Below are 25,429 nucleotides of genomic sequence, written 5' to 3'. Positions count from 1 at the left end.
TCCTGCCCGGGTGCCGCCGTACTAGAGCAGGTCAAGAACCTTCACACTGTACGTATCGCGTACAGTGAGGTCCTCCACCGGGACTTCCTTAAGATAGAGCTTGTTCCCGCCCCGAATCTCGTACTGGTACATTCTGCGGTTGAGCGCATCAAAGACATACCCCAGATAGTGCTCTACCACATGTTCCCGGGTGTCTTCGATGAAGTCTGTAATGAACAGGTGCTGTTTCTCCACCCCGATACGTGCGGCCATTTTAGCGAATTCCGCAGGAAAATCCTCCGGAAACAGCCGGGTGAGGTCCATAATATCCTCCAGAAAAATCTCGAGGGGAATATCGTCAAAAGCTACAGGTTCCATAGTTTTCCTTAGGAGGGGATATTGCAAGGGATACGCCCGAAACGGCCAGGGGAGCGGGCACTTGAAGGTGGGCTATAACGGTTACATAAAAACCCGGACTATACGAGTAGCCCGAGTTTTCACCTGAAACCTTTTGCGCCCAGAGCTTAGCCCTGGAACGGGGTGACTGAAATGATCTTAGCCACCAGATCGTTGCCGTTGGGTGCCTGGTAGGTGACCTCGTCACCCTGCTTAGCGCCCATAATTGCTGCGCCCAGCGGGGACTTCTCGGAGAAGACCTTCAGGTCGGTGCCGGCAGGGAGGGTGTCCTCAATTTCGCGGGAGCCGAGCAGGAACTTCAGGGTGCGGCCTGCAACCTCAGCCTCGATGACCATGCCGTGGCTTACCACGCCGTCATCAACGGGCGCCTCACCAATCTGTGCGGTTTCGAGCAGGTGCTTGAGCTGCTTGATGCGCGCCTCGTTCTTAGCCTGCTCGTCGCGTGCCGCGTGGTAGCCGCCGTTCTCGCGGAGGTCGCCCTCATCGCGTGCCTGCGCGATGCGGTCAACGATTTCCTGGCGGTACGGGCCGGAGAGGTGCTCCAGCTCCTGAGTGAGGCGGTCGAAGGCGTCCTGAGTGAGCCATGCACCGGTGTTTTCAGCCATGCGTGTCCTTTGCTTATGCGCCGGCTCTGCCGGTGCGAAACGAATAAACCCGCTACCGCGTGCCGCGTTCAATGCGCGGCGGTGCCGGTAACGGAATGAATCAACAGACCTATTCTAGAGCACCGGAGGATTTTCGGCTGTTATGCCGGTCGTATCTTCCCCTCTGAACGCATCTTCGTCGGTACGCACGCCGGTAGCTGAACACTCCGCCAGCATCAGCCTGTTTCATGCCCGTGAATCTGCTGATATGACGGCACGTTTCACGACGTCACACGGCGTCATCTGCGCTAGTGCACCGGCGCTATCCTTGGGTATCATACGAGAAGCTACAACCGTAAAATTTCTGCCGTGTAGCGCTCGTATTCGCGAGTCACAGACACATCATCGACCCCCTGGCGCATCACCTAAAGGAGACCACCGTGAGCGAAGCCATTGAACAGCTGAAGGCAAACCTGCCGACTCACCCTCCCATGGACTCCCTCAAACCGCTGGAGGAGGACTACACCGGTCTGCGCATCCTCGCGGTGCACGCCCACCCGGACGACGAGTCCTCCAAGGGCGCCGGTACCGCCTCGGCGTATATTGCCCGTGGCGCCCGCTTCATGGTGGCGACGATGACCGGCGGCGAGCGCGGTGACATCCTGAATGAGGAGATTGATAAGAGCCCGCGTGCGCACCGTGACCTGCCGGGTCTGCGCCGCGCTGAGATGGCGGCTGCCCGCGAGATTATGGGTATTGAACACCGCTGGATTGGCTTCTTCGACTCGGGTCTGCCCGAAGGCGACCCGATGCCGCCGCTTCCCTTCGGTAGCTTTGGCACCATGCCCCTGGACCGTGCCGCCGCGCCGCTCGTGCGTCTGGTGCGTGAGTACCGCCCGCACATCATCATCACCTATGACGAAATCGGCGGCTACCCGCACCCCGACCACATCATGACCCACAAGGTTGCCGTGGAAGCATTCGAGAAGGCAGGCGACCCCGAAGCGTACGTGGGTGAGGGCGAGCCCTGGACCCCGCTGAAGCTCTATTACGACCGCGCATTCAACCCCGAACGCACCCTAGCCCTGCACGAGCATCTGCTCGATACGCACGGTGAGAGCCTGCTGAGCGGCTGGATTGAGAACCTCGCGCACCGCGCCTCCTCGGGTGAGGCGCCTCGCCACGAGACTACGACCCGCATCCTGGTGACCGATCACTTTGAGCAGCGCGATCAGGCCTTGCGCGCGCACGCCTCGCAGGTGGACCCGAACGGCGTGTTCTTCGCCGTTCCCAGTGAACAGCTGAAGGACATTTGGCCCTGGGAGGACTACACGCTGGCCGCCTCGCATACTGAGGTTCAGCTGCCCGAATCTAGCCTGGACGAGGGCCTGAGCGACTACTACGTTATCTAGGCTGGGGTGCATCGCCCCGCGCGTTACAATGATGCCCTTCACCCACGATATGAGTTGTAGGTGAAGGGCATCATCCATTCTTAGGCGCGCGATGCGTGCAGCCCCTGTACGCAACCCTGAATGCCGCCATCAGATGCCACAAATTTTGAGCCGATTCTCAGCCCAACCGTGATGCCGATTGCCGCGAAGGTACGGCGCGGCGGCGTAGAATAAGAGCTTGGACTCTTTCGTTATGAGCCCGCTGAATTATCTGCCACGACAGCCGAATGAGGTATGAGCTATGAGCGCCAACGCCCTGCCCGTGATTACTGTGCACGGCCACGCCAGCAACCCCGGCACTGTCACTGAGCCTACCGTCTATGAGCAGGCTCTGGCGCGCTCGCTGAGCCCCGAATCCCTGCCGGCACATATTGGAGTGTTGGTGGACGGTAACCGCCGCTGGGCGGCTCAGCGCGGCTTAAGCACCCGTGAGGGCCACGCCGCCGGTGCGGAGCGAATTATTGATTTTCTGGCCTGGTGTACTGAGCTGTCGATTCCGCAGGTGAGCCTGTACATGCTCTCCACTGAGAACCTGAAGCGCCCCGAGAAGGAGCTGACCGGTCTGGTCGCTGTGATTGATGCGTTTCTGGTGCGTCTGGTGGAGTCCGCCTGCGGTCCGGTGCGCGCTATCGGCAATATTGATCTGATTCCTCGCCAGCTGCACGAGCGCCTGGACTGGGCGATTGAGCAGACTGCGCACCTGCCCGGCGTTCGCGTGAACATTGCGGTCGGTTACGGCGGCCGCCAGGAGATTGTAGACGCGGTCCGATCGGTTCTGCGTGAGGCCGCCGCTGAGGGGGCATCCTTGGACTCGCTTGCCGAACAGTTGAGCGTGGAGGATATTTCTTCGCACCTGTACACCGCCGATATGCCCGACCCGGACCTGCTGATTCGCACTTCGGGTGAGCAGCGCCTGTCCGGTTTCATGACCTGGCAGAGCGCGTATTCTGAGTTTTATTTCTGCCGCGCCCTGTGGCCGGATTTCACGCGCGTTGATTTTCTGCGTGCCCTGCGGGATTACGCTAACCGTTCCCGCCGTTTCGGTTCCTAGGACTTGGATGCCCTAGCGCCATCGGTGCATGTTTCTCGGCCGGCTGGCTGGTTCCTGACTAGTTGGTTCCTGGCTAGCAGTCTCCGGTAGTACAGCCTCCAGCAATACAGAATGGACGTTCTATGCTCGCTGAGCTTTCCCGCCTCTACAACGCTGGAGGCGCCTCCGTTATTGCCGCTCTGGTGCTCGGCAGCTACCTGCTGTATTTCCTGTGGTGCGCCCTGCGGCTGTGGCGTATTGACGTGCGGGAGCACCGCCTGCCGCACCGCATCCTGATTCCTTTGGCTATTGCCACCTACACGGCACTGCCGGTGTCTTTGCTTTTTGCCGGTCGCCCCGCCGATATTTGGCGTGTGATTGGTGCCGGTCTGGTGCTGTGGTTCTGCTACCTGCTTCTGCGTATCCTGTCTTTTGGGGCGCTGGGCCGCGGGGATGTGAAGCTTGCCGGCATTCTGGGCGGCGTGCTCGGGTACCTGTCCTGGGCGAATCTGGGCTGGGCGTCGCTGGTGACGTTCCTTGCCGGTGGTCTGGTGTCTTTGGCTCTGGTGCTGTTCACGAAGGCGCGCGGTAGCACCCGCATTGCGTTCGGCCCGTTTATGCTTCTGGGTGCGCTGGTGGCGTTGGCGGCTCCGGCGTATTCTCTGTGGTAGATTCCGAAGTAGGGTGACCGTCCGGCTAAGTGGCGGGCTTGTTCTGTGTGCGGCTCGCGACTGTTCGCTCTGCTCTCTAGCACCTATTTCTCGGCGGAACTGCCGGGGCTTTTGAAAGGTTGATGTTATGCCTACTCCTCCCTATATCCGTAAGCTACGTGAGCGGATTGGTTCGGATTACCTGTGGCTGTCCGGTGCGACGGCTGTGGTGTACCGTGAGCAGGATTCTAAGGTGCTGCTGGTGCGCCGTAGCGATAACGGGGCGTGGACCCCGATTACGGGCATTGTGGACCCGGGGGAGAGTCCCGCACTGACCTGCCTGCGTGAGGCGCAGGAGGAGGCGAACGTGCAGATTGAGGTGCTGGAGTTGGCGCAGGTGAAGGCTGACCCGCCGATGCAGTTCGGTAATGGTGACCGCTGCCAGTTCTTGGATCATACGTTCTTGTGCCGCTGGGTTTCTGGTGAGGCGAAGGTGAATGATGAGGAGTCTTCGCAGGTGCGTTGGGTGGATGTGTCTGACCCGGTGGAGCGTGCGTTGCTTTCTGAGCGGATGCTGGACCGTATTGATGCGGCGCTGAACTATGACGGTCACTGCCGTTTTGGTTTGGAGTCGGTGCCGCCGGAAGAGCTCTAGGCCGGCTACTGGGACTGAGTAAAAGCCGCTGATTGAGGCGTGTAGATACAGAAGGAGGGGTGACCCGCCGTCATGGCGAGTCGCCCCTCCCAGCATTTTTATGACAGTTTGTTACATGTTATTGGGTGGTTCTTCCTGTTTTTCTGTGGGAGTGGGGGACTGGAAGCCTAAAGGTTGCCGTGGTTTTATTTTGTTTTTGTCTTTTTTACCTTAAGTTGTGCCTGCGTATCGAGCTATGAGTGGTGTACATGAGATGCTTTATATATGACACGGGTTACATTGGGAGTGACGGCCCCGTATTAGTCAGTAACCCGAGAAAGATTCGTTCACGTGATGTTCTGGTGAGCGTAGTCGCTTTCCTTTTACTCTGCCTATAAATCTTTAAGGCATGCCATTTTTCTGTGAACTAGGCTCATTGTGTTCATCGCAATTCTTGGGCGCTATTTTGATGCGTCCTGGAAGGAGCAAAGCATGACAACACATAAAATACCCTGGAGGATCTACGTAGCCCTTATTGGCTCTCTGGTAGGTACAGGAATATATTCCTTCGCCCTACCCATTGCGATTCTCGCTAGTACAGGCGAAATTGGGCTGGCTGGCGTAATGGCGGTAGCCATGCAAATCCCCAATATCGCCTTGGCATATCCACTAGCAACCCTATCGGATAGTCTGCCTCGAAAACCTATGATTGTGATTGCCGGGGCAGTAAACATCCTCAGCATCCTTACCTTGGCGTTGATGATTGAGCAGCATATGCTGTCATGGTTCGCCATCGCCGCACTAGGATTTGTGAGCGGTGTCTTCTCCGAACTGGCTGCTGCCTCAGAAGCAGGATATATTCCGCAGCTTCTTGGACGAGAAAACCTTCTTTCGTACAACGCACGTCGTGAAATTTGCGAGGGAATATCCGCAATCATTGCGCCCCCTACAGCAGGATTTATTGTTCTTGTTGCGGGTGCAACGGTCGGTCTTATCGTCCCAGTGCTCCTTTTCGGAGCGGCAACTATTTCATACGCAACGTTGCCATCCGTAGAGATGGAAACTAAAACTGAGCAACGCGAAACCGCACAACATGGGTTTATTCACCGGATGTTTGACGGTATCCAATACATGTTCTCCGGCGCCCCGCAGAGACTTATCCTTGTCTACACGTTCTTCTTGGCGGCAGCTACGGCATCGTATTCACTCATCATTATTTACCGCCTGTATGAGGAGCTCACTTTTGAAGCCTCAGTGGTAGGCATGATTATGGCCTGCAGCGGTATCGGTGGTATCGTCGCGGCGCTCATCATCGATCGTTTCCTCTCTTTCGAGAACACACGAGGAATGCTGCTGGTCGCCAATGTCGTATCCCTGCTCGGAATACCGCTCGTCACCATCAGCAATAACCCCGTAGTGCTCGGAGCCTTGCTCTTCATTCTGGACGTAGGATGGGCATCAGCTTTCATCTTCTCCAACAATCTGCGTGACTGCATTACACCGAATGAGCTACTGGGGCGTGCCAGCTCCCTTGACGGTGCCGTGTTTGGATTAGGAACGCTGTACTCCATGGGCGCGGTAGCACTGATGCTTGACCATCTCGGCTCCTTCAACGCTGCGCTTGTCGTCAGTATCCCGGCTGTACTCTGCCTCATCTACACGCTGGTCCACTATAAACAGTTCAAAGTGTTCAATATTGTTGAACAATAGTGAGAACCCGCTACCAACTCAATGACGGGGCAGAGAACACATACAGAGGGAGGGGCGACCCGCCGTCATGGCGAGTCGCCCCTCCCTCTATGGTTAAGCCGCGAACCTCAGAGGAGGTTCAGGCGGGGTGAGATTAGAAGTTGCCCAGCATCTTGGTGACGTCCAGAGCCGCATCCAGCTGCTCCTCAGTCACTTCGCCGCGCTCCACATAACCCAGAGCCACAACTGCCTCACGGACAGTCACCTTGTGAGCCACCGAGTACTTAGCGATCTTCGCAGCAGCCTCGTAACCAATCAGCTTGTTCAGCGGGGTCACGGTCGACGGCGAAGCCTCAGCCAGGAAGCGGCAACGGTCAACGTTAGCGGTCAGACCGTCAATCATCTTCTCAGCCGAAACACGGGAAACATTAGCGAGCAGGCGGATCGACTGTAGCAGGTTAGCAGCCATCACCGGGATACCCACGTTCAGCTCAAACGCGCCGTTAGTGGAAGACAGAGCAATGGTTGCGTCGTTACCGATAACCTGAGCGGCAACCATGATGGTAGCCTCACAAATCACGGGGTTGACCTTACCGGGCATAATCGAGGAGCCGGGCTGCAGATCGGGGATGTGCAGCTCGCCGAGGCCGGTGTTCGGGCCCGAACCCATCCAGCGGATGTCGTTGCTGATCTTCATCAGGCCGTACGCCAGGGTGCGCAGCTGACCGGAAACCTCAATCAAGCCGTCACGGTTAGCCTGAGCCTCGAAGTGGTTACGAGCCTCGGTCAGGGGCAGGCCGGTCTCCTCAGCGAGCAGCTCAATCACGCGAGCGGAGAAGCCGTCCGGGGTGTTAATGCCGGTACCCACAGCGGTACCGCCCAGGGGAACCTCAGCCACGCGGGGCAGGGAAGCGTTCACACGCTCAATGCCGTAACGCACGGTTGCGGCGTAGCCGGAGAACTCCTGGCCCAGGGTGATGGGGGTTGCGTCCATCAGGTGGGTACGACCGGACTTCACAACGTCCTTGAACTCTGCAGACTTGCGCTCCAGGGACTCAGCGAGCACCTCGAGAGCGGGAATCAGGTCCTTCACCAGAGCCTCGGTCACAGCAACGTGCACGGAGGTGGGGAAGACGTCGTTGGAGGACTGGGAAGCGTTCACGTGGTCATTGGGGTGAACCTCAATGCCCTTGGACTCCAGGGAACGGGTTGCCAGAGTTGCCAGAACCTCGTTCGTGTTCATGTTCGAGGAGGTACCGGAACCGGTCTGGAAGACGTCAATGGGGAAGTGGGCGTCGTACTTACCGGTTGCTACCAGATCCGCTGCGTCGCGGATAGCCTGGGCGCGCTCAGCGTCGAGCACCTTGAGTTCCTCATTGGCGGTCGCGGCTGCCTTCTTCACGAGGGCAAGCGCACGAATATGGGCGGATTCGAGGGTCTGACCCGAAATCGGGAAGTTCTCGACTGCGCGCTGGGTCTGTGCACGGTAGAGTGCATCAGCCGGAACGCGAACTTCGCCCATGGTGTCATGTTCAATGCGGTATTCAATGTTTTCAGCCATATCTCTAGGATAGGCGTTCAAAGTGGCTTACGTCGCCTCGAAAAGGTGTCAAAAGAGGAAAAACGCTCATAAATTTTGCGGCGTGAGAAGGCGTGTAAAACCCCCGCCCCGGTAGATGTGCGAACACGCTACCGTGGCGGGGGTATCCCATAGAAAAATCTGTTGTTAAGTGCGAGCATGTGGGTTCTCGCGCTAAGGCTCGTAATGAGCGGAGAAGAGGAAACCTAGTCCAGGTTCTCCGCAACCACAACGCGCGGGGGAGTCTTCACGACCACCGGAAGCGTCTGAGTCGGCGGGTTCTGCGCGTCGTTCTTCTCCTCCGGCAGGGTCAGATCCTGCGAACTGAACACCAGCTCCGCCTTACCCTCCTTCAGATGGTAGAAGACACCAATCACGGCGACCTTACCCTCAACCACCGCATCCGAAATGATGTGGGACTGCTCAATAATGCGGATGGCGGTCTGGCGGGTGTGCTCACGCACCATGTCGTTGACGACCGGGTTCTCCGGCAGCTTCGGAGACATCACCGAAGGCAGGATGTGCTGCACCAGGTTACGGATGAAGCCGTGCGGCATCTCACCGGACTCCAGGGACTTGCTGGCCGCAGTCACAGCACCGCAGGAGTCGTGACCGAGAACCATCACAATGGGGGTCTCAAACTCATCGACCGCGTACTCCAGCGAACCGAGAGCAGCGTTCTCCAGGACGTGGCCGGCGGTACGCACCACGAACGCGTCGCCCAGGCCCAGATCAAAAATAATCTCTGCCGCGAGGCGAGAGTCACCGCAACCGAAAATCGAGGCGAACGGGAACTGACCCGATGCCAGGTCGGTACGGCGAATCGTGTCCTGGTTGGGGTGCTCATTGCTACCCTCAACAAAACGGCGGTTACCGTCCTTCAGACGCTTCCATGCTTCTGCGGGAGTCGGTTGGATGCCAGCCATGTGATGCTCCTTAGCGGACAAATACAGATAACGCGTGCCGTCGGAGCCAGCGAATCTGCGAACGGGTATATGGGGCTTCAGGCGCTCGCGCTGAAGCTCAGCTCCTTGCCGGGAGCCTCCCGGAGAAAGAACCTACCTCAAATATGCCTTAAATATGCGAAAAATAGCTAGTTTGGCACGCCTTCACAACACCCAAAATCAGTGCCTCAGAGCGTATGAAGCGCCGAAGAGAGACGCAGCCCTCACCAATTTGCCGCATCTGCTCACCTTAAAGTCAACACGCACGCAAACTCGTTCAGAACAAGAAAAACGAAGCGCCCGCGCGCTATCCTGAAAGGAGCACTACTGCGTCGGCGACTTCGTGCTGGAAAGAACCAGCCAGCCGACGGTGTATTCAGAAATCTCGAAGGTGAGTCTATGACTACGAACAACAACCACGGCGATCGCAACCTCGCAATGGAACTGGTCCGCGCGACTGAAGCTGCAGCAATTGCTGCAGGCCCCTGGGTCGGCGCAGGCGAAAAGAACCTCGCAGATGGTGCAGCCGTAGACGCAATGCGTTACCGCCTCTCCACCGTCAACTTCAACGGCACCGTCGTCATCGGTGAAGGCGAGAAGGACAAGGCTCCCATGCTGTACAACGGCGAGAACGTCGGCGACGGCTCCGGCCCCTCCCTCGACGTGGCGGTTGACCCCATCGACGGTACCCGCCTGACCGCACTCGGCATGGACAACGCCCTCTCCGTGATTGCTGTGGCAGACGGCGGCACCATGTTCGACCCCTCCGCAGTGTTCTACATGGAGAAGCTGGTCACCGGCCCCGACGCCGCAGAGTTCGTGGACCTGCGCCTGCCCGTCAAGCAGAACCTGCACCTGGTCGCTAAGGCTAAGGGCAAGAAGGTCAGCGAGCTGACCGTATGCGTGCTGGACCGCCCCCGCCACGCCAAGCTGATCCAGGAGATTCGCGAGGCAGGCGCCCGTACCCGCATCATCCTCGACGGTGACGTCGCAGGCGCTATCGCAGCCTGCCGCGAAAACACCGGCGTGGACCTCATGCTCGGCACCGGCGGCACCCCCGAAGGCGTTGTCGCAGCGTGCGCTATCAAAGCAACCGGTGGCGTCATCCAGGGCCGCCTGGCACCGACCGACGAGGCAGAACGCGAAAAGGCACTGGAAGCCGGCCACGACCTCGACCGCGTGCTGACCACCAACGACCTGGTCACCAGCGACAACTGCTTCTTCGCCGCAACCGGTATCACCGACGGCAAGCTGCTGCGCGGCGTGCGCTACAGCAAGAACGTTGTGACCACCCAGTCTCTGGTTATGCGTTCCTCCTCGGGCACCGTGCGTACCGTTGAGGCAGAGCACCGCCTCTCCCGCCTGCGCGAGATCCTCTCGCACACCAAGAGCCCCGAAGAACAGTAATCTTCGAAGCGCAGTAATCCTCGAAGAGCAGTAATCTTCGCCCCCGCAAGGGCTGAGGAGCCGCGCTAAGACTCCTCAAACATTGCACATACATACACAGGGAGCCGCCCCCCACCGAAGAACTCGGTGAGGGCGGCTCCCTCGTATATTTAGCTTTTAGTTCTCAGGATACGCCCCAGTAGCGGTGCGCCTGAACCCGTTAGCGAGAGCGGAAAGACTGAACCTTCGCCTTGGCCTTAGATACCGCATCGCGAACCGCCGGACGAGCCTTGTACGCCAGCGTGTAGGCGCGGTAACCCAAAGAAGTTACCGGAACATCCCAGGTACCCGGGTACTCCACCGACTCGCCGCCGAAGGACTTCTTGAACTTGGTGAAACCAGCCCACTCGTGATCCGGCTGATCCTCCGGGGCAATACCGAAGAGGTCAACGTACTTCAGACCCTTACGCTTAGCGTCCAGGATAAAGTTCGTCACCACCGGAATGCCCGCGGACAGGCGACGATGCTCAAAAGAAGCCGCCGCATGCGCGTAGGTGCGGGTGTCATCCGAATCGTACACAAACGCCGCCGCAATCGGGGTGCTCTCACCGTTCTCATCGGTCAGCTTCGCAATGTACAGGGACGCCGCACCGGCGGGCATCAGCACGCGAGCAACCTGCATCAGGTACTCATCCTGCTGACGGTTAAAACCGTTACGGTCTGCGGTCTCATCCAAGAACGCGAACAGAATCGACAAATCCTCAGGGTTCGTCGACACCTCAATGGTCACGCCCTTCTTGTGGATATTGCGGTGCAGGTTGCGGTTATTGGACTTCATACCCTTGAGGATCTCGTCCTCAGAGCCCGAAAGATCAATAATCTGAGTGTGCGAAGGCTGCACCTGGCGAGGAGCCAGAACCGCACCGCGACGAGCCAAGAAAGCAGCCGCATCCTGATCGCCCCAAATAGCGGATTCAGTCGGCTCAATGCGCACAAACAGGCAACGATGCTTCGCAGCTTCTTCCTTCAACGACGTGAGAGCCTCATCAAAAGCCACAGCGCTGGAGGCGACCGGTCCGTACGGGCTGTACAGGTAGCGGCCGGTAGCGCCGCCCTCAACGGTCGCAAGGTACGACCAGCCGTTACCGCTCTTACGGATTACGGTGTGACCATTCGATTCCTGAAAACGTGCCCAAATATCGGACTGAAGAATATTGCTCATCCTTCTAGTGTATCCGAGCTTAGGCTAGTGTATCCGAGCTTAGGGAACGTAAGCCTGGGGCTCCGACGAGGCCTCGGGAGCAGAAGCGGGGCGGGGTGCGGAGGAGCTCTCCTCCGCCTCGCGCTCGGCAGCTGCCTTTGCCTTCGCCTCGGCAACGCGGGTGCGCAGAGCTGCTCCCTTGTCCATTGCGGTCTGGCGCAGATCCTGAGAGAACTGACGCAAATCAGCGTGAACCTGCTGAGCAAACGCATCGGTGCCCGAACCCAGAATACGCAGAGCCAGCAGACCCGCATTGCGAGCGCCGTTAATGGAGACGGTAGCTACCGGAACACCGGCGGGCATCTGAACAATCGACAGCAGCGAGTCCATGCCCTCGAGGTTCTTCAGACGCACCGGAACACCAATCACAGGCAGAGCGGTGACGGAAGCGAGCATACCGGGCAGGTGAGCGGCGCCGCCGGCACCGGCAATAATCACGCGAATACCGCGGCTGTGAGCCTTCTTGCCGTACTCAATCATGTCCTCGGGCATGCGGTGTGCAGAAACAACATCAGCCTCGTAAGGGATGCCGAACTCGTCCAGAACCTCGGCTGCGGCCTCCATGACCGACCAATCCGAATCCGAACCCATCACAATGCCAACAATGGGCTGGGAAGAATTATAGGGAGACTGAGACATAATCCTCATATCCTTTCAGGATGCGGTGGCGAACCACCATCAACAGGGTGCGTCGGATACGCAGGATGCTCTCACCCCACGCACCGGCTAAAAATAGGGCTACAGGGGGCGGCCGTCACGCAAAATGGAGGCGGCATTTGCGGCGCTATGGCGCAGCTCCTCAAGCTCAGCCACCGTGCCAGAAATATTCACGTGACCAATCTTGCGGCCCGGGCGAGTTTCCTTGCCGTAGAAGTGGATCTTTGCGCGCGGTTCAGCCGAAAGCGCCAGTGGGTAGACACCGAAAATATCTTCGTTCTCGCCGCCCAGGTAGTTCTTCATCACGGCAACACCCTCCAGCACGGAGGTATCACCCAGCGGAAGGTCGAGTACCGCACGCAGGTGCTGCTCAAACTGGCTGGTCACCGAGCCGTCCTGAGTCCAGTGGCCGGTATTGTGCGGGCGCATCGCCAGCTCATTGATGTAGAAGCCTGCGGGGGAGCCGGGAACCTCGAAAAGCTCGGCAGCCATTACACCGGTCACGCCCAGCTCGGAGGCAATGGTCACCGCAGCGGCTGCGGCAGCCTCAGCGATCTCGGGGTCCAGGTCCTGTGCGGGTGCAATGACCTCATCACAGATGGAGTTCACCTGGATGGTCTCAACGACCGGCCAGGGGCGCACCTCGCCGCTTTCACGGCGAGCCACTAGAGCGGAGAGCTCACGGGTGAAGGGTACCTTCTCCTCGGCAAGTAGGGCGGAGAAATCGGTGCGGGAAGGCAGCTGCTTGAACCATTCGGCGCTGCGCTCGCGGGCCTCCTCGGGGGAATCCAGAACGAGTACGCCCTTGCCGTCGTAGCCGCCGCGCGGGGTCTTCAGCACCACGGGCCAGCCGATTTCATCGCCGAAGGCGAGCAGCTCGTCCAGGGTAGAAACCTTAGCCCAGCGGGGGTTCGGCAGGCCCAGACGCTCAATAGCGGCGCGCATCAGGAGCTTGTCCTGAGCGTACTGGAGAGCTTCGGGACGGGGCTGAACATTCACACCCTCCGCCATGAGGGTGCGCAGAAATTCAGTGGGCACGTGCTCATGATCGAAAGTGATGACATCCTTGCCGCGAGCAAATTCGCGGAGGGTGTCCAGATCTTTGTAGTCCCCGACGGGTGCGGTACGTACCGCTGCCACGGCGCCAACGGTGGGCGCCTCCGCGAGAATCTGCAGGTTCAGGCCAAGGTTAGTTGCTGCGGGAGCCATCATGCGGGCCAGCTGGCCTCCGCCGATGACGCCAATTACGGGTCCAGTCACAGGGTAAGTCACATCACCTAAGTGTACCGGGTTCGGAGAGCCTGTGGGAGCAAGACCACATTAAGGTCACAGAATAAGTTCAAAGGGGATGCGGAGCCCAATATGTGGGCTTTGATACGGGTGAAAGCCATCAAAACGTGCCTTCTGCCCAGTCAACGTGAGATGAAAGGGAATGTCTCGTTAGCTGGGAGGTCCGTGGAAAAACTCTCAAAGGTACAAACAACCAACCGGGACTGTATTAACATATAAGAGCTTGTAAAAGAGGCTGAAACAACCGTCGGACATTGCGTTACCAACGCCAACCGGCGCCAATCTTTCCCTTTTTCCCGATAAATCTCCGCTAGATAGGTCCCGCATGAGCGCACAGACGAAACCGACCCTCACCGAACGCCTGAAATCCCTCTGGGACAGCTACGGTATTGAGGTGCTCAAATTCGGTACCGTGGGCGGTGCCGCCTTCATCGTCAACTCTGTAACGGTGTGGGTGCTGATGACGACCATCATGTCGGAGTCCCACACCAAGGCGAAGGTCGTTGCAAGTATTGTCGCAACCATCTTCTCTTGGCTCATGAACCGCCTGTGGACCTTCCGCGACTCCCGCTCCGAAAACTGGAAGCGTGAAGCGGTCGAATTCGGCCTGGTCAACCTGCTCGGTATTCTCGTTGAAGCAGGCTGCGTGGCATTCAGTACCTACGTGCTGAACCTGCGCACCCCCGAGGCATCCTTCATCTCCGGTACGATCATCGGTACCATTCTGGGCACCATTCTTCGCTACTTCCTCTACCGCTTCTGGGTGTACGGTTCGCACCGCCAGAAGGTTGAAGAGGGCGAAGGTACCGACCACGAGGAGCTCGGCCGCATGTTTGATGAAGCCGCCGCCATTCTTGACGGTGAAGAACCTGCAGCACGTAAGGCAACCTCTGAAGCAACTGCACCCGAGGCACAGCCTAAGCCCGGCTCGCAGAACTCCTAAGGTTCTTGGATTGCAGAAACGGCTTAGCTAGAACGTGATATAACGATTCATCCCCCGATACGAACGGTATCGGGGGATGAATCGTTTAAAGCCCTATATGCCTGTTGGCGCTGTGTTTGTTAGTGTTCCGCGCGACCGTTAGCCTTCCGCACAATTCTCGGGCAACAGGGGAGGGACGGCACTATGCGCGGGGAATCTCCGCCGCCCGCTCGGCAACCATCAAAGACGTAAGCTGCCCATCCTGCCAGTTGACGCTCGGGTCAGCCACAAACACCGCATGCCCCGAAGTCAAAATAGCTAGCACCTCCAGCAGAGCGCTCAGGGTCGCCTCCGAGGCATCAAAACCGTAGTCGGGGCTCAACTCCAAAGCGAGCGCACGCGGCCCCGAAGGTAGCGTATAGCCCGCCGTACGATAGGCCTGTGCCTGCGCAAGAACCTGCTCGTAGGCTTCCGCGTAGCTGAAACCCTCAATGATTTCTGCCGAATCATCGGGAAGCAACCCCGAGTACTGGTCGCCAAAGCTGCGCACCAGCGCGCAATAATCGAGTACCTCATCAGCGTAGGAAGACAGCGCCTGCAGATTGCCGGTGTAAGAAAGCGCCAGCGGGGCACGATCCACCGCCAGAAGGTACGCGGGGTCATTCGTGTAGCCCGCCTCCTGTTCGGTGCAGACCGCGGCAACCAGCGGCTCATCCTGGTGCAGTAGCGCACCAACTCGCAGCGCCGCCAGGCCCAGAACAATAGTGCGCCAGTGCAGGGGTGCCTGAAGATCAAAACCCTCGCCGGGCTCCAGCTCGCATTCTTCAACCAGCAGGTTTGCGCTCTTATCAATCCAGTTCATGAGGACCCTGCCGGAGAGCTCGATGCGCTCGCCGTTTGCCGAGTACCAGATGAGGGCGGGGGTCTGCTGGCTGCTGAGCTTCTCAAAGAAGCGGTTCAGAGTTGTAGGCACGGATGCGCCGGTGGGGGAGAGAGTAACCATGGGTTTCACTCTACCGCACCGGGGTGGAGAGGTTAGGGAGAATGTGCGCGGTGTTAAAAGATACAGAGGTAAAGTAAAAACACCTAAGGGTGCCCTAAAAACCTAATGGTTCAAAATGTTTGACAGCCCTAAAGCCTCATTTTGGTAATGTGGCATAAAAATAAGTTGGAAATGTAAATGCTTCGCAATGCCTCGGAAAAATATTCAGAAACTGCATAGTGAAAAAGATAAGTTTTCCTTATCTAATTATTAGATTCTTTCCCCGAGCTTGAGATGGGATGGGCGGGGGTGGTCGCCGTAAGCCCTTATATTTGCAGTCAGGATGCGGAATTTGCAGGCGGTGGAAACTAGCCCTGGAGAAGGGGAAACTTAAGGTGCCCCTTAGATGTGAGCGAGGGCAAGTGGTGCATGCGAAAATATATAAAGGTCAAATTTACATTAAATATGACGCCCCTAACACATACATCTAAATATTGTTTAAGTCTAGTTTGACGAAACGGCGTGTCGCACGTCTAATAGATATATAAGCGTGTTTGCTCTGGAAGGGACCGTAGAGGCCAAAGCAAGCCATGCCACACCATACACACTAAGATTCCGTCCACGACGGATCCGCAGACTCATTAAGCTCACAATGAGAACACGGAAGGAAAACCCATGGGCTCCTACATTGCATCGGACCGCTCCATCGCGGCCGCGCGCGCATCAGGCGCTCAGCACCGTAGCATGAATCCCACTCAATCTCTCGAAAAAGCCGCCGACGCCTTTCTCGCAGACGCAGAACGAAACATGCCTGCCTGCACCGACGTATGGACCGCAGCGGCAGGACTCTACGGAACCGAAGGCGAAGACGGAGAACTCGCCTGGCAAGCTGAAGCACTCTGCGCCCAGACCGATCCCGAAGCCTTCTTCCCCGAGAAGGGCGGCTCCACCCGAGACGCCAAAAGGGTATGCGGTGTATGCCCCGTGCGCGAAGAATGTCTACAATATGCAATGGACAATGACGAGCGCTTCGGAATCTGGGGCGGGCTGTCAGAACGTGAACGCCGCCGACTGCGCAAGCAGGCGAGCTAAGCCAGGAAGGTACCATCCACATGCAGACCGCACGACTGTGCTCCCGCCAAACCTGCCAGCGAGAGGCGACTGTTACTCTCCACTACTCCTACGCAGACTCCACGGCAATCATTGACGCACTCTCTGAATTCCGCGAACCCCACGCCTACGACCTCTGCGACGACCACGCCGCACGACTGACGGCACCGCAGGGTTGGCGAGTGGTCTACAAGGTACCCGTCCAGGGTTCGGACACCACCGAATCCTAGAATTCGAACCCAAGAATTTAAACACCCGAATGCAAAGAACCTTCCGCGAATTCATGCGGAAGGTTCTTTGCGTATGAGAAACTGGCAGATAGTACAGACACCCGCAACTCACTCAAACACCATTCACTCGAAAAGAACGCGAGATCCATGAGCAAAGAAACACACCGAGGAATGTGGGGCGCACTGCGCCCGGCCATCCGCCGAAATAGCGCCGAAGAACTCCTCAAAGCTCGCCGAGCAGAGACTGTGACCAGCGAACCGGCACCGCACACCGGCGCCTTCGGACGCATCGCAGCAGACGTACCCACCGTCGCCGAAGAACCCGACCTGCCTACCGGCTCCGTACCCGTCGTCCCCGCACGCAGCAAACTCCGCGAACAGGGCGTCGGCACCCGCGTACGCACCCGCACCAACGTCTCCACCGGCTTCGTGCCCCTCGTACGCGACTCGCAGAGCACCCCCAAAAACCCGACGCTCAGCGACCTCAACCGCGAAACCATGCAGAAGGCAGCCGAAGCAGAAGCAGCTGCAGCAGCAGAAGCAGAAAATGCCGCTGAAGCCGAACCCGTCGCTACCGCGGAGGCGGCAAGCGCCTCCACCGCCGGACGCAAGTACCGCACCGAAACCACCCGCACCGGTCACACCCACGCGGTCGCGGACCCCAACGCGCCGCTGTCTTCCCTGGCAACCTCGCCCGAAGCAGCAGAACGCGCCGCAGCCCGCGAAGACGCCGTGGAAGACACCCCGCGCTTCCTCAAACTCCGTGCAACCCTCATCGCGCTCACCGTACCGCTGACCGTACTCATGATCGCGATCCGCGCTGTAGCCTCCGCGCCCTTCCTCTGGCTCGAATACCACCGCCCCGGATTCCCCGAAGATAGCTACGGCTACTACCTCGTCGAGAGGATGCGCCTGGGCTCCTACGGCGTGGACTACATCAACAACTTCGCGCCGCGCGAATACCTCGCCCGAGTCACCACCGGTGCCGACAACACCCTCGCCTTCACCGAAGCAGAAGTGAACCACATGCACGACGTGAAATGGGTACTGCTCATCGCCACCGTAGCCGTTGCCGCACTCTTCCTGCTGACGCTCTTTAGCAGCATCTCCCTGCGCGAGCGCGCCCCCGGCACCATCCGCCGTAGCCTCTTTGCCGGCGCATGGATTACCCTGGGACTCATTGCGGTGCTCGGTGTCGTGGGCGTCTTCGGTTGGGAATGGCTGTTCACTACCTTCCACCAGGTGTTCTTCCCGCAGGGCAACTGGGAATTCTCCATACGAAGCTCCCTGATCCGCCTCTACCCGCCGCAATTCTGGATTGACGCGGCAATCGCTGTAGCGGTCCTCGCAGCAGCGCAGATTATCCTCCTGCTCGTGACCACCTGGCCCACCAAGTACCGCAAGCTCAAGGCAGAACGCCGTCGCCAGGAACGCCAGGAACTGCGCGTCAAGCTCGCCTCCGCACGAGTCGGCGAGAACTAAAATCATCAAGCCGCTTCACCGTGCAAACCAGCGCGGAAAGGGCACAACAAAGGGGGCTGGGCTCTACCACACGGTAGAACCCAGCCCCCTTCGCTATACCCAAGCTCGTATCGCTCGAGCCCTAAATCCAGGACTTAAACCACATGTGCGAATACCACTGCTCATACGGAATCACCTGAGCAGTCCACAGCGGCATAAAGTACGCACTCAACATGAGCACACCCACCAGGTAAATCGCCACCAGCGTCACGCCCAAACGGGCACGCAACACCGAACCGCGAGCACCCGACAGCGCCAGACCCAAAACACCCGCCAACAGCAGGATCAGGAACGGCTCAAAGGACAGCGCGTAGAAGTAGAACATCGTGCGGGTCGGGTACATAAACCACGGGAAATAGCCCGCACCGAACACAACCAGCAGCGCACCAAAACGCCAATCACGCTTCAACAGCAGGACCAGAAGCGCCACAATAATCGCCGGAATAAACGCCCACCAAATCGCCGGGTTACCGATATTCAAAATAGCCTCGGAACAGGACTTCACGGTACAACCCGAAGAACCCAGCTTCGGCGACTCATAGTAGTACGAGGTCGGGCGACCCAAAACCAGCCACTGCCACGCCTGCGAAGCATACGTATGCGGGCTACTCAAACCAGAATGGAACTTAAACGCCGACACATGGTACTCCCACAGGGAACGCAGATCCTCAGGAAGCCACATGACACCCTTGCCCGGGTTCTCAACAGCCCAACGGCGGAAATACGCATTCGACGACTGGAACCAGCCTGCCCAGGTGCTCAAATACACCAGCAGACCCACACCAATCATCTGGAAGAACGCGGGGATGCCGTCACGCACCAGCGCCGTCAAACCCCACTTGTCCAGGCCCACAATACGGCGAGCATTAATATCCCAGAACACCGTCAGCAGACCCATCGCCGCAACGAAGAACAGCGAATTCCACTTCACACCCACCGCGGCACCGGCACACACACCGGCAGCGAAACGCCACAGGCGCAGACCCATGCTCGGGCCCCACGGCATCGGCGGAAGCACACCGCTATTCTGGCGTGCCGCCTCCGCAATATTGCGCGCCAACACGCGCCGCGCCTGAATACGGTCAAGCACCAGACACACAAAAGTCGCGAGAATCCAGAACATCTGGAAAATATCCAGCAGAGCCAGACGAGACTCCACCAGCATCAGACCATCCACAGCAGCCAGCAACGCCGCAATAGTCGCCACCGTCATCGAACGGAACAGCAACCAGCCAACATAGGCAATCAACGCCACCGACAGGGTGCCAATCACCGCAGCAGAAACACGCCAACCAAAGGGATTATTATCACCAAAAATTGCCATGCCCGCGGCAATCATCCACTTACCCAACGGAGGATGCACCACATACTCCGGCGAATCCGTCAACAGACCCGACGGGTGACCGGCAGCAAAGGAAGCATTAGCGTCCTTCGACCAGCTCAACTCATAGCCATAATGCACATACGAGTAGGCGTCCTTGGCGTAGTACGTCTCATCAAAAACAATGGCATTCGGATGCGCCAAATTATAAAAACGCAGAATACCGGCAACCAGCACAATCAATGCAGGCACCAACCAACCCCAACGCGGGGCACGAATATAGGCAACAGCGAGCGCATCCAGCAGAGAATCGAGGCCGTAACGACCGCGTTCAGACGAAGAACGGGTCAAATCGGCCGGACCAACCGGAGCGGCAGATGCGGGAGAAAGTAGCTTAGGTATCTTCACCCCATCAATCCTAAAGGGTCAGAACGCACGATGCACCATTTCAGCCCGTGAACGGCTTATATGAAGCACCCTGAACCTGCGCCTGAGGCAGCGCCCCGCCCGGCAAGATCACCCGGCGCCGGACAGAGCGCGGGCGTTACACTTAGTGGGTACACGAAGACCAGACACAGACACGAGGCCTGCCATGACCGCACCCGCAGAATACACCGAAGAGATCGTCGACCCCGCAGAAACGGTCGAGGCGCCCGATACCGCTGTCACCTCCGAAGAAGACGGCGTACTCATCCTCGGCGGCACCCCCATCGGCAACCTCGCTGACGCCTCCGACCGACTGCGCTCAGCCCTCGCCACCGCAGACCTCATCGCCGTTGAAGACACCCGCAAGCTACGAACCCTCGCCTCCGGGCTTGGCGTGCGCACCCGCGGCCGCGTCATCGTCAACCACGACCACAACGAAGCTGAACGTAGCGCAACCATCGTGCAGGCGGTGCAGGAAGGTCAGCGCGTGCTGTTGCTCTCGGATGCGGGCATGCCCACCATCTCCGACCCCGGCTACGTTGCCGCCGCAGCCGTCGCGGAAGCCGACCTGCCCGTCACCGTGGTGCCCGGCCCCTCCGCTGCACTGACCGCGCTCGCGCTCTCGGGTCTGCCCACCGGACGATTTACCTTTGAGGGTTTCCTCGCCCGCAAGGGCTCCGAGCGTTCGCGCCGCCTCGCCTCGCTGGCGGGAGAGGAGCGCACCATGATTTTCTACGAATCCCCGCACCGCACCGCCGCAACCCTGGCAGACTTCGTGCAGATCTTCGGCGCTGACCGCCGCGGAACGGTCAGCCGTGAGCTAACTAAGCTTCACGAAGAGGTTCGACGCGGTACCCTGGCTGAGCTTGCCGAATGGGCTGAGTCTGAACGCGTCCGAGGCGAAATCGTCATTATTGTTGAGGGCGCGCAGGCCCCCGAAACTCCCGAAGCGCAGGACGTCGTGCAGCTGGTTCTCGACCGTGTAGCGGGCGGCGAGCGCCTCAAGAGCGCCTGCGCCGCGGTCGCTGCCGAGACCGGCACCTCCAAGCGTGACCTGTACGAGGCAGCCCTGGCTGCCCGCTCCGAATAACCCAAAACACCCGCAGTTTTATCCCGAGGATTTATCAATGTGTCAGAGCCACCCCGGTCCTGAAATCACCCAGGAGTACCTGAACTCCCTCGCCGCCCTGGCGAACTACACCCTGCCCACCCCCGCGGCACTCCAGGCAACCACCCTGCCTAACGGCTGGGAGCCGGTGCCCGGTGAAGTACCCGCACCCTATAAGGCGGAACTCTACACCGGCATCAGCGACGCCGAAGGCGGAGAGGGAACCCGCCGCCGCTCCACCACCGGCGAGAACGGTCGCAGCCGCAACCTGGTCTTCCCACCCGCCCCCGAGCCGCTACCGTACCCGATTGTGGATAACCACACCCACATGGACCTACTCGACGGCGAGGTAGAAATCAGTGCCCGCGATGCGCTCGATGCCGGTGAGAAGCTCGGCATCGGCGCCATCGTGCAGGTCGGATGCGATATCCCCTCCTCCCTCTACGCCGTGGCCGCCGCCCAGGCTGACGAGCGTGTGCTGGCCGCCGTCGCCATTCACCCGAACACCGCCCCCGAGCTGGCTGCAGCCGGACAGTTGGAGGCGGCGATCGCCACCCTCGACGAGCTTGCCACCGCCGACCGCGTGCGCGCCATCGGTGAGACCGGCCTGGACTACTTCCGCACCGGAGATGAGGGTAAGGAAGCACAGCACTACAGCTTCCGCGAGCACATCCGTCTGGCAAAGAAGCATAACCTGGCGCTGCAGATTCACGACCGTGACGCGCACGAGGACGTTGTGCGGATCCTGGATGAAGAGGGTGCGCCGGAACGTACCGTGTTCCACTGCTATTCGGGTGGCCCGGAGCTTGCGGCGATCTGCAATGAGCGTGGCTGGTATATGAGCTTTGCCGGCACGGTGACTTTCAAGAATTCGAAGGGTATTCAGGAGTCGTTGGCGATGGCTCGCCCGGAGCTGATGTTGGCTGAGACGGATGCACCGTTCTTGACTCCGCATCCGTTCCGTGGCCGCCCGAATGCGTCCTACATGACAAATTACACGGTACGTTTTATGGCGGCTCACCGCGGTGAGGAGCTGGAGATGCTCTGCCGCCGTATTCGTGAGAATTCGGAGCGGGTATACGGTCAGTGGTAGGCGCGTACAGCCTGTAGCGGATAGTTACTCTGGGCAGCTTCGCGGTGCGTGGCTGCGTGCTAGACTGTAGCGACTACAAATAACTCACTCAAACAGCTATGCCATGATTTGGTTTGCAGTATTTAGGTGCGTATGGTGCCTCAATAATTGGTGCTGCGAACATCCCGACAAGAGTTTATGTATAGCACCCCATGGCTGGTGTTTTAGGAGGATACTATGGCAAAGATTCTGAAGTATGTTCTGGGCCTGGATGGCGCGAATCGTTTTGAATCGTTCTATTCGGTTGGCGTACCCGCGAAGGATTTCGTGCCTTATTCTGCGGTGGATAACCGTGATGATCACGTCACTGATGAAGAATTTGATGTTGAGGTGTTCCGTAAGCGCTGGCATCGCGATCCTAGTCCCGCGGAGAAGGGCTGCATGCTGAGCCACTACAACATGTGGAAGGACTTCCTCGCTTCAGATGCCGACTGGGCTTTGCTGGCAGAGGACGATGTCCTCATTTCCCCTGACCTGCAGCCTGTAGTGGAGAGGATTATCGAAAAGTATCCTCACGTGCAGATGGTTAACCTGGGCGATATCTACGCTTCTGAAGCTGGCAAGCTCAACCCGCAGGTTGATTATCCCCGTCTTTCGTTGCTTTCTCCTTTTGTGTACGGCAAGTACCGTATGGGTAGTGCCTATGGTTCAAAGCCTCTGTATGGTGCCGCCTTGTATCTTCTTTCGCGTTCTGGGGCTGAACGACTCGTAGAATGTTTTGGAGAGACGGTTCCCGGAGTTGTTGCTGATGATTATTCTCTCTACCGAGAATGGGGAGTGGACGTATATTTGGTGCAGCCCGGCCTGTGCGGTTGGGAAGGCAGCAGCCTCATTCAAACTTCTGGCGTTCGTCACCTGGAAAGTCTCAAGAGCACGCAGCATGGCACAGGTTTTCTCGACCGGTTGCGCATCGCCCTGGCGCCGAAGAAGCGTATTGCGAACGCGAAGAACATCCTGGATGCCACTCTCGATGATGTGAAGCAGCGTCTAGGATGATAATCCAGAGATGGATTGGGGTACTGTCATCACATAAAAATGTATATGTGGGTCTTCTGCCCTGTCGTTTATCCCCTCTCTATTGTGTGTATATGGTAGGGAGAGGATTGTTTTTGCTGTGCACCGGTACGACGCGTGTCGTACCGCGTTTTAACCTGCGGACACCTGAGATTGGTGCATGGTGAATGATAGAATTCTTTCTACATTGCACAGTAGTGTGCGTATTTATCACAGGCTCAATATTCAGACTTCACGCCATTAACGCACTGATTTTTAAGATGGATGACCCCTTCTGTCGTGCAGGTGGTCTGTTGTTCTGAAAACTCATCATTAACCTTTGCGATCTTCTATCGCTTAGGTTTTCTGGATGAGCTATTGAAAGGAAAAACATGGCAAAGATTCTGAAATATGTTCTGGGTCTGGATGGCGCGAACCGTTTCGATTCGTTCTATTCGGTAGGTGCGCCCGCGAAGGATTTTGTTCGTTATCCTGCGGTGGATAACCGTGATAATCACGTCGCTGATGAAGAATTTGACGTTGAGTTTTTCCGTAGCCGTTGGCATTGTGACCCTAGCCCCGCGGAGAAGGGTTGCATGCTCAGCCATGTGAATATGTGGCGTGACTTTGTTGCAAGTGACGCCGATTGGGCGCTGATCGCCGAAGACGACATCCTTATTTCTCCGGATGCTGAGGCGGTGGTGAACGCAATCATCACGAAGTACCCGCAGGTACAGTTGGTGAACCTCAGCGATTCTTTCGCAAATGATGCCGGCAAGCTGAACCCGCAGGTGGAATACATCCGCCTGTCTCTGCTGTCTCCTTTTGTGCACGGTAAGTACCGTATGGGTAAGCCGTACGGTAGCTGGCCTTTGGTTTGTACTGGCCTGTATCTGATTTCCCGTTCGGGTGCTGAGTTGTTGCTTAAGCAGTTTGAGGATAAGGTGCCGGGTACCGTGGCTGATGATTACAAGCTGTACCAGCAGTGGGGTGTGGATGTGCGTTTTGTGCAGCCGGGCCTGTGCGGCTGGGAGGGCAGTAGCGTCATCCTGGAATCCGGTAAGCGTCATCTGGATAAGGTGAATAGCCTCCAGCACGGTACTGGTCCTCTGGACCGAGTGCGTATTGCGTTGGCTCCGAAGAAGCGTATTACAAACGCTAAGAACGCTCTGGAAGCCACTCTTGATGAGGTGAAGCAGCGTTTCTCGCGGTAATCTAAACTGTAACCTCCCCACCATCCACCTATGTGAAGGAACGCTGTGAACGATCTGCCCCTGCTCGGCCCTGCTGAGATTCGCGAGCTTGCCGAGATGCTCGGTATTCGTCCGACGAAGACTCTTGGGCAGAACTTTGTGATTGACCCCAATACGATTCGTCGTATTGTCAACGCGGCAGAGATTTCACCGGAGGAGACGGTACTGGAGGTCGGCCCGGGCCTGGGCTCGCTGACCCTCGGCATCCTGGATGCTGCGAAGGACATGGTGGCGGTTGAGATTGACCCGCCGTTGGCGCAGCAGCTTCCGCACACGATTGAGAAGTTCCGCCCCGAGAAGGGGGGCGATATTGACGTGGTGCTTATGGACGCTTTGAAGGTCACCGAGCTGCCTCGCACTCCGGATGCTCTGGTGGCGAACCTGCCCTATAACGTGGCGGTTCCGGTGCTTCTGCACCTGTTTGCGCAGTTCCCGAGTATCCGTCACGCCCTGGTGATGGTTCAGGACGAGGTCGCCGACCGTCTTTCGGCGACCCCGGGCTCGAAGATCTACGGTGTGCCCTCGGTGAAGGCTAATTGGTATGCCGAGGTGTATAAGGCGGGCGTGATTGGCAAGAACGTGTTCTGGCCTGCACCGAAGATTAACTCTGGTCTGGTGGGTTTCCGTATGCGCGAGGAGCCTCTCTCGACCGTTGACCGCGACCTGGTATTCACGATTGTGGACGCTGCTTTCGCTCAGCGCCGTAAGACTCTGCGCGCTGCGTTGAGCTCCTGGGCGGGCTCGGGTGCGCGTGCGGAGCAGATTCTGGTGGCTGCCGGTATCGCTCCGACGGAGCGCGGCGAGAAGCTGGATATTCACGGTTTTATCCGCATTGCGGAGGCTTCGCTGACTGTCCCGGCTGAGCCTGTAGCGGAGTAGC

General features: G+C 58.3%; 24 protein-coding genes. 15 read left to right on the top strand and 9 right to left on the bottom strand.

Annotated features, from left to right (window positions below; all coding sequences use genetic code 11):
* Positions 1–21 precede the first annotated feature (21 nt).
* Both ROTMU0001_RS07130 and greA read right to left on the bottom strand, forming a co-directional pair.
* The gene (locus ROTMU0001_RS07130) at positions 22–357 is read right to left on the bottom strand and encodes a hypothetical protein (protein WP_005508946.1); all 336 of its coding nucleotides are present in this window, start codon (positions 355–357) and stop codon (positions 22–24) included.
* 146 nt (positions 358–503) lie between these two features.
* On the bottom strand, positions 504–1,001 hold the full coding sequence (gene greA / locus ROTMU0001_RS07125) for a transcription elongation factor GreA (RefSeq protein ID WP_005508945.1): 498 nt from the start codon (positions 999–1,001) through the stop codon (positions 504–506).
* Between the two features lie 419 nt (positions 1,002–1,420).
* Between greA and mca the strand changes: the two genes are divergently transcribed.
* The 5 genes from mca (at position 1,421) to ROTMU0001_RS07100 (ending at position 6,455) form a co-directional block, all read left to right on the top strand.
* Positions 1,421–2,392: a mycothiol conjugate amidase Mca gene (gene mca / locus ROTMU0001_RS07120; protein ID WP_005508944.1), complete on the top strand. Its 972-nt coding sequence runs from the start codon at positions 1,421–1,423 to the stop codon at positions 2,390–2,392.
* 280 nt (positions 2,393–2,672) lie between these two features.
* Positions 2,673–3,482, top strand: a complete 810-nt coding sequence (gene uppS, locus ROTMU0001_RS07115) for a polyprenyl diphosphate synthase (protein WP_005508943.1) — start codon at positions 2,673–2,675, stop codon at positions 3,480–3,482.
* 122 nt (positions 3,483–3,604) lie between these two features.
* Positions 3,605–4,132, top strand: coding sequence for a prepilin peptidase (locus ROTMU0001_RS07110; RefSeq protein WP_005508942.1), 528 nt, complete (start codon positions 3,605–3,607; stop codon positions 4,130–4,132).
* A 127-nt stretch (positions 4,133–4,259) separates the two neighbouring features.
* A complete protein-coding gene (locus ROTMU0001_RS07105; RefSeq protein WP_005508940.1) occupies positions 4,260–4,766 on the top strand; it encodes an NUDIX hydrolase in 507 nt (168 codons plus the stop codon).
* A gap of 471 nt (positions 4,767–5,237) precedes the next feature.
* Positions 5,238–6,455 (top strand): MFS transporter, encoded by a 1,218-nt coding sequence (locus ROTMU0001_RS07100; protein ID WP_044142972.1) that lies wholly within the window; start codon positions 5,238–5,240, stop codon positions 6,453–6,455.
* A 133-nt stretch (positions 6,456–6,588) separates the two neighbouring features.
* Here the strand turns inward: ROTMU0001_RS07100 and ROTMU0001_RS07095 are convergent, their stop codons facing one another.
* Both ROTMU0001_RS07095 and ROTMU0001_RS07090 read right to left on the bottom strand, forming a co-directional pair.
* Positions 6,589–7,995 carry a class II fumarate hydratase gene (locus ROTMU0001_RS07095; protein ID WP_005508937.1) on the bottom strand — a complete coding sequence of 469 codons (1,407 nt, stop codon included), beginning with the start codon at positions 7,993–7,995 and terminating at the stop codon, positions 6,589–6,591.
* Between the two features lie 224 nt (positions 7,996–8,219).
* Complete coding sequence (locus tag ROTMU0001_RS07090; RefSeq protein WP_005508935.1) at positions 8,220–8,939, bottom strand: carbonic anhydrase; 720 nt, start codon at positions 8,937–8,939, stop codon at positions 8,220–8,222.
* Between the two features lie 417 nt (positions 8,940–9,356).
* On the opposite strand from ROTMU0001_RS07090, the gene glpX reads away from it, so the two are divergent.
* Positions 9,357–10,364 carry a class II fructose-bisphosphatase gene (glpX, locus tag ROTMU0001_RS07085; RefSeq protein WP_005508933.1) on the top strand — a complete coding sequence of 336 codons (1,008 nt, stop codon included), beginning with the start codon at positions 9,357–9,359 and terminating at the stop codon, positions 10,362–10,364.
* 199 nt (positions 10,365–10,563) lie between these two features.
* Here the strand turns inward: glpX and ROTMU0001_RS07080 are convergent, their stop codons facing one another.
* The 3 genes from ROTMU0001_RS07080 to ROTMU0001_RS07070 all read right to left on the bottom strand — a co-directional run bounded on the left by ROTMU0001_RS07080 (position 10,564) and on the right by ROTMU0001_RS07070 (position 13,533).
* Positions 10,564–11,565 (bottom strand): lipid II:glycine glycyltransferase FemX, encoded by a 1,002-nt coding sequence (locus ROTMU0001_RS07080; RefSeq protein WP_005506872.1) that lies wholly within the window; start codon positions 11,563–11,565, stop codon positions 10,564–10,566.
* Positions 11,566–11,604: 39 nt separating this feature from the next.
* Complete coding sequence (purE, locus tag ROTMU0001_RS07075; RefSeq protein ID WP_005506874.1) at positions 11,605–12,243, bottom strand: 5-(carboxyamino)imidazole ribonucleotide mutase; 639 nt, start codon at positions 12,241–12,243, stop codon at positions 11,605–11,607.
* A gap of 99 nt (positions 12,244–12,342) precedes the next feature.
* Entirely contained in the window at positions 12,343–13,533 is a 1,191-nt protein-coding gene (locus ROTMU0001_RS07070; RefSeq protein ID WP_005508931.1) for a 5-(carboxyamino)imidazole ribonucleotide synthase, read from the bottom strand.
* Positions 13,534–13,876: 343 nt separating this feature from the next.
* On the opposite strand from ROTMU0001_RS07070, the gene ROTMU0001_RS07065 reads away from it, so the two are divergent.
* Positions 13,877–14,494, top strand: coding sequence for a GtrA family protein (locus ROTMU0001_RS07065; protein WP_005508930.1), 618 nt, complete (start codon positions 13,877–13,879; stop codon positions 14,492–14,494).
* 181 nt (positions 14,495–14,675) lie between these two features.
* Here ROTMU0001_RS07065 and ROTMU0001_RS07060 read toward each other — a convergent pair whose 3' ends face one another.
* Positions 14,676–15,476 (bottom strand): TIGR03089 family protein, encoded by an 801-nt coding sequence (locus tag ROTMU0001_RS07060; protein WP_005508929.1) that lies wholly within the window; start codon positions 15,474–15,476, stop codon positions 14,676–14,678.
* Between the two features lie 654 nt (positions 15,477–16,130).
* Here ROTMU0001_RS07060 and ROTMU0001_RS07055 point away from each other — a divergent pair.
* From ROTMU0001_RS07055 to ROTMU0001_RS07045, 3 genes are all read left to right on the top strand, one after another.
* Complete coding sequence (locus ROTMU0001_RS07055) at positions 16,131–16,547, top strand: WhiB family transcriptional regulator (protein WP_005508928.1); 417 nt, start codon at positions 16,131–16,133, stop codon at positions 16,545–16,547.
* 20 nt (positions 16,548–16,567) lie between these two features.
* A complete protein-coding gene (locus ROTMU0001_RS07050; protein WP_005506884.1) occupies positions 16,568–16,795 on the top strand; it encodes a DUF3499 family protein in 228 nt (75 codons plus the stop codon).
* 147 nt (positions 16,796–16,942) lie between these two features.
* Entirely contained in the window at positions 16,943–18,277 is a 1,335-nt protein-coding gene (locus ROTMU0001_RS07045; protein ID WP_005508927.1) for a DUF1461 domain-containing protein, read from the top strand.
* Between the two features lie 121 nt (positions 18,278–18,398).
* On the opposite strand, the gene ROTMU0001_RS07040 is transcribed toward ROTMU0001_RS07045, so the two are convergent.
* A complete protein-coding gene (locus ROTMU0001_RS07040; RefSeq protein WP_005508926.1) occupies positions 18,399–20,045 on the bottom strand; it encodes a dolichyl-phosphate-mannose--protein mannosyltransferase in 1,647 nt (548 codons plus the stop codon).
* A 184-nt stretch (positions 20,046–20,229) separates the two neighbouring features.
* Here ROTMU0001_RS07040 and rsmI point away from each other — a divergent pair, with 184 nt between their 5' ends.
* The 5 genes from rsmI (at position 20,230) to rsmA (ending at position 25,428) form a co-directional block, all read left to right on the top strand.
* Positions 20,230–21,153: a 16S rRNA (cytidine(1402)-2'-O)-methyltransferase gene (rsmI, locus tag ROTMU0001_RS07035; protein WP_005508925.1), complete on the top strand. Its 924-nt coding sequence runs from the start codon at positions 20,230–20,232 to the stop codon at positions 21,151–21,153.
* 37 nt (positions 21,154–21,190) lie between these two features.
* Positions 21,191–22,264 (top strand): TatD family hydrolase, encoded by a 1,074-nt coding sequence (locus tag ROTMU0001_RS07030; protein ID WP_005508924.1) that lies wholly within the window; start codon positions 21,191–21,193, stop codon positions 22,262–22,264.
* A 216-nt stretch (positions 22,265–22,480) separates the two neighbouring features.
* The gene (locus tag ROTMU0001_RS07025; protein ID WP_005508923.1) at positions 22,481–23,299 is read left to right on the top strand and encodes a glycosyltransferase family 25 protein; all 819 of its coding nucleotides are present in this window, start codon (positions 22,481–22,483) and stop codon (positions 23,297–23,299) included.
* A 389-nt stretch (positions 23,300–23,688) separates the two neighbouring features.
* Positions 23,689–24,510, top strand: a complete 822-nt coding sequence (locus ROTMU0001_RS07020) for a glycosyltransferase family 25 protein (protein WP_005508921.1) — start codon at positions 23,689–23,691, stop codon at positions 24,508–24,510.
* A 45-nt stretch (positions 24,511–24,555) separates the two neighbouring features.
* The gene (rsmA, locus tag ROTMU0001_RS07015; RefSeq protein ID WP_005508919.1) at positions 24,556–25,428 is read left to right on the top strand and encodes a 16S rRNA (adenine(1518)-N(6)/adenine(1519)-N(6))-dimethyltransferase RsmA; all 873 of its coding nucleotides are present in this window, start codon (positions 24,556–24,558) and stop codon (positions 25,426–25,428) included.
* Position 25,429 lies beyond the last annotated feature (1 nt).

Source organism: Rothia mucilaginosa ATCC 25296, from assembly GCF_000175615.1.
Taxonomy (GTDB): Bacteria; Actinomycetota; Actinomycetes; order Actinomycetales; family Micrococcaceae; genus Rothia; species Rothia mucilaginosa.
This window is presented reverse-complemented; position numbering and strand designations above follow the sequence as displayed.

Excerpts from the sequence above, each read along its gene's own strand:
- ROTMU0001_RS07130 (WP_005508946.1), bottom strand. The coding sequence starts at position 357 with ATGGAACCTGTAGCTTTTGACGATATTCCCCTCGAGATTTTTCTGGAG.
- greA (WP_005508945.1), bottom strand. The coding sequence starts at position 1,001 with ATGGCTGAAAACACCGGTGCATGGCTCACTCAGGACGCCTTCGACCGC.
- uppS (WP_005508943.1), top strand. The coding sequence starts at position 2,673 with ATGAGCGCCAACGCCCTGCCCGTGATTACTGTGCACGGCCACGCCAGC.
- ROTMU0001_RS07110 (WP_005508942.1), top strand. The coding sequence starts at position 3,605 with ATGCTCGCTGAGCTTTCCCGCCTCTACAACGCTGGAGGCGCCTCCGTT.
- ROTMU0001_RS07105 (WP_005508940.1), top strand. The coding sequence starts at position 4,260 with ATGCCTACTCCTCCCTATATCCGTAAGCTACGTGAGCGGATTGGTTCG.
- ROTMU0001_RS07100 (WP_044142972.1), top strand. The coding sequence starts at position 5,238 with ATGACAACACATAAAATACCCTGGAGGATCTACGTAGCCCTTATTGGC.
- ROTMU0001_RS07095 (WP_005508937.1), bottom strand. The coding sequence starts at position 7,995 with ATGGCTGAAAACATTGAATACCGCATTGAACATGACACCATGGGCGAA.
- ROTMU0001_RS07090 (WP_005508935.1), bottom strand. The coding sequence starts at position 8,939 with ATGGCTGGCATCCAACCGACTCCCGCAGAAGCATGGAAGCGTCTGAAG.
- glpX (WP_005508933.1), top strand. The coding sequence starts at position 9,357 with ATGACTACGAACAACAACCACGGCGATCGCAACCTCGCAATGGAACTG.
- ROTMU0001_RS07080 (WP_005506872.1), bottom strand. The coding sequence starts at position 11,565 with ATGAGCAATATTCTTCAGTCCGATATTTGGGCACGTTTTCAGGAATCG.
- purE (WP_005506874.1), bottom strand. The coding sequence starts at position 12,243 with ATGTCTCAGTCTCCCTATAATTCTTCCCAGCCCATTGTTGGCATTGTG.
- ROTMU0001_RS07065 (WP_005508930.1), top strand. The coding sequence starts at position 13,877 with ATGAGCGCACAGACGAAACCGACCCTCACCGAACGCCTGAAATCCCTC.
- ROTMU0001_RS07060 (WP_005508929.1), bottom strand. The coding sequence starts at position 15,476 with ATGGTTACTCTCTCCCCCACCGGCGCATCCGTGCCTACAACTCTGAAC.
- ROTMU0001_RS07055 (WP_005508928.1), top strand. The coding sequence starts at position 16,131 with ATGGGCTCCTACATTGCATCGGACCGCTCCATCGCGGCCGCGCGCGCA.
- ROTMU0001_RS07050 (WP_005506884.1), top strand. The coding sequence starts at position 16,568 with ATGCAGACCGCACGACTGTGCTCCCGCCAAACCTGCCAGCGAGAGGCG.
- ROTMU0001_RS07045 (WP_005508927.1), top strand. The coding sequence starts at position 16,943 with ATGAGCAAAGAAACACACCGAGGAATGTGGGGCGCACTGCGCCCGGCC.
- rsmI (WP_005508925.1), top strand. The coding sequence starts at position 20,230 with ATGACCGCACCCGCAGAATACACCGAAGAGATCGTCGACCCCGCAGAA.
- ROTMU0001_RS07030 (WP_005508924.1), top strand. The coding sequence starts at position 21,191 with ATGTGTCAGAGCCACCCCGGTCCTGAAATCACCCAGGAGTACCTGAAC.
- ROTMU0001_RS07025 (WP_005508923.1), top strand. The coding sequence starts at position 22,481 with ATGGCAAAGATTCTGAAGTATGTTCTGGGCCTGGATGGCGCGAATCGT.
- ROTMU0001_RS07020 (WP_005508921.1), top strand. The coding sequence starts at position 23,689 with ATGGCAAAGATTCTGAAATATGTTCTGGGTCTGGATGGCGCGAACCGT.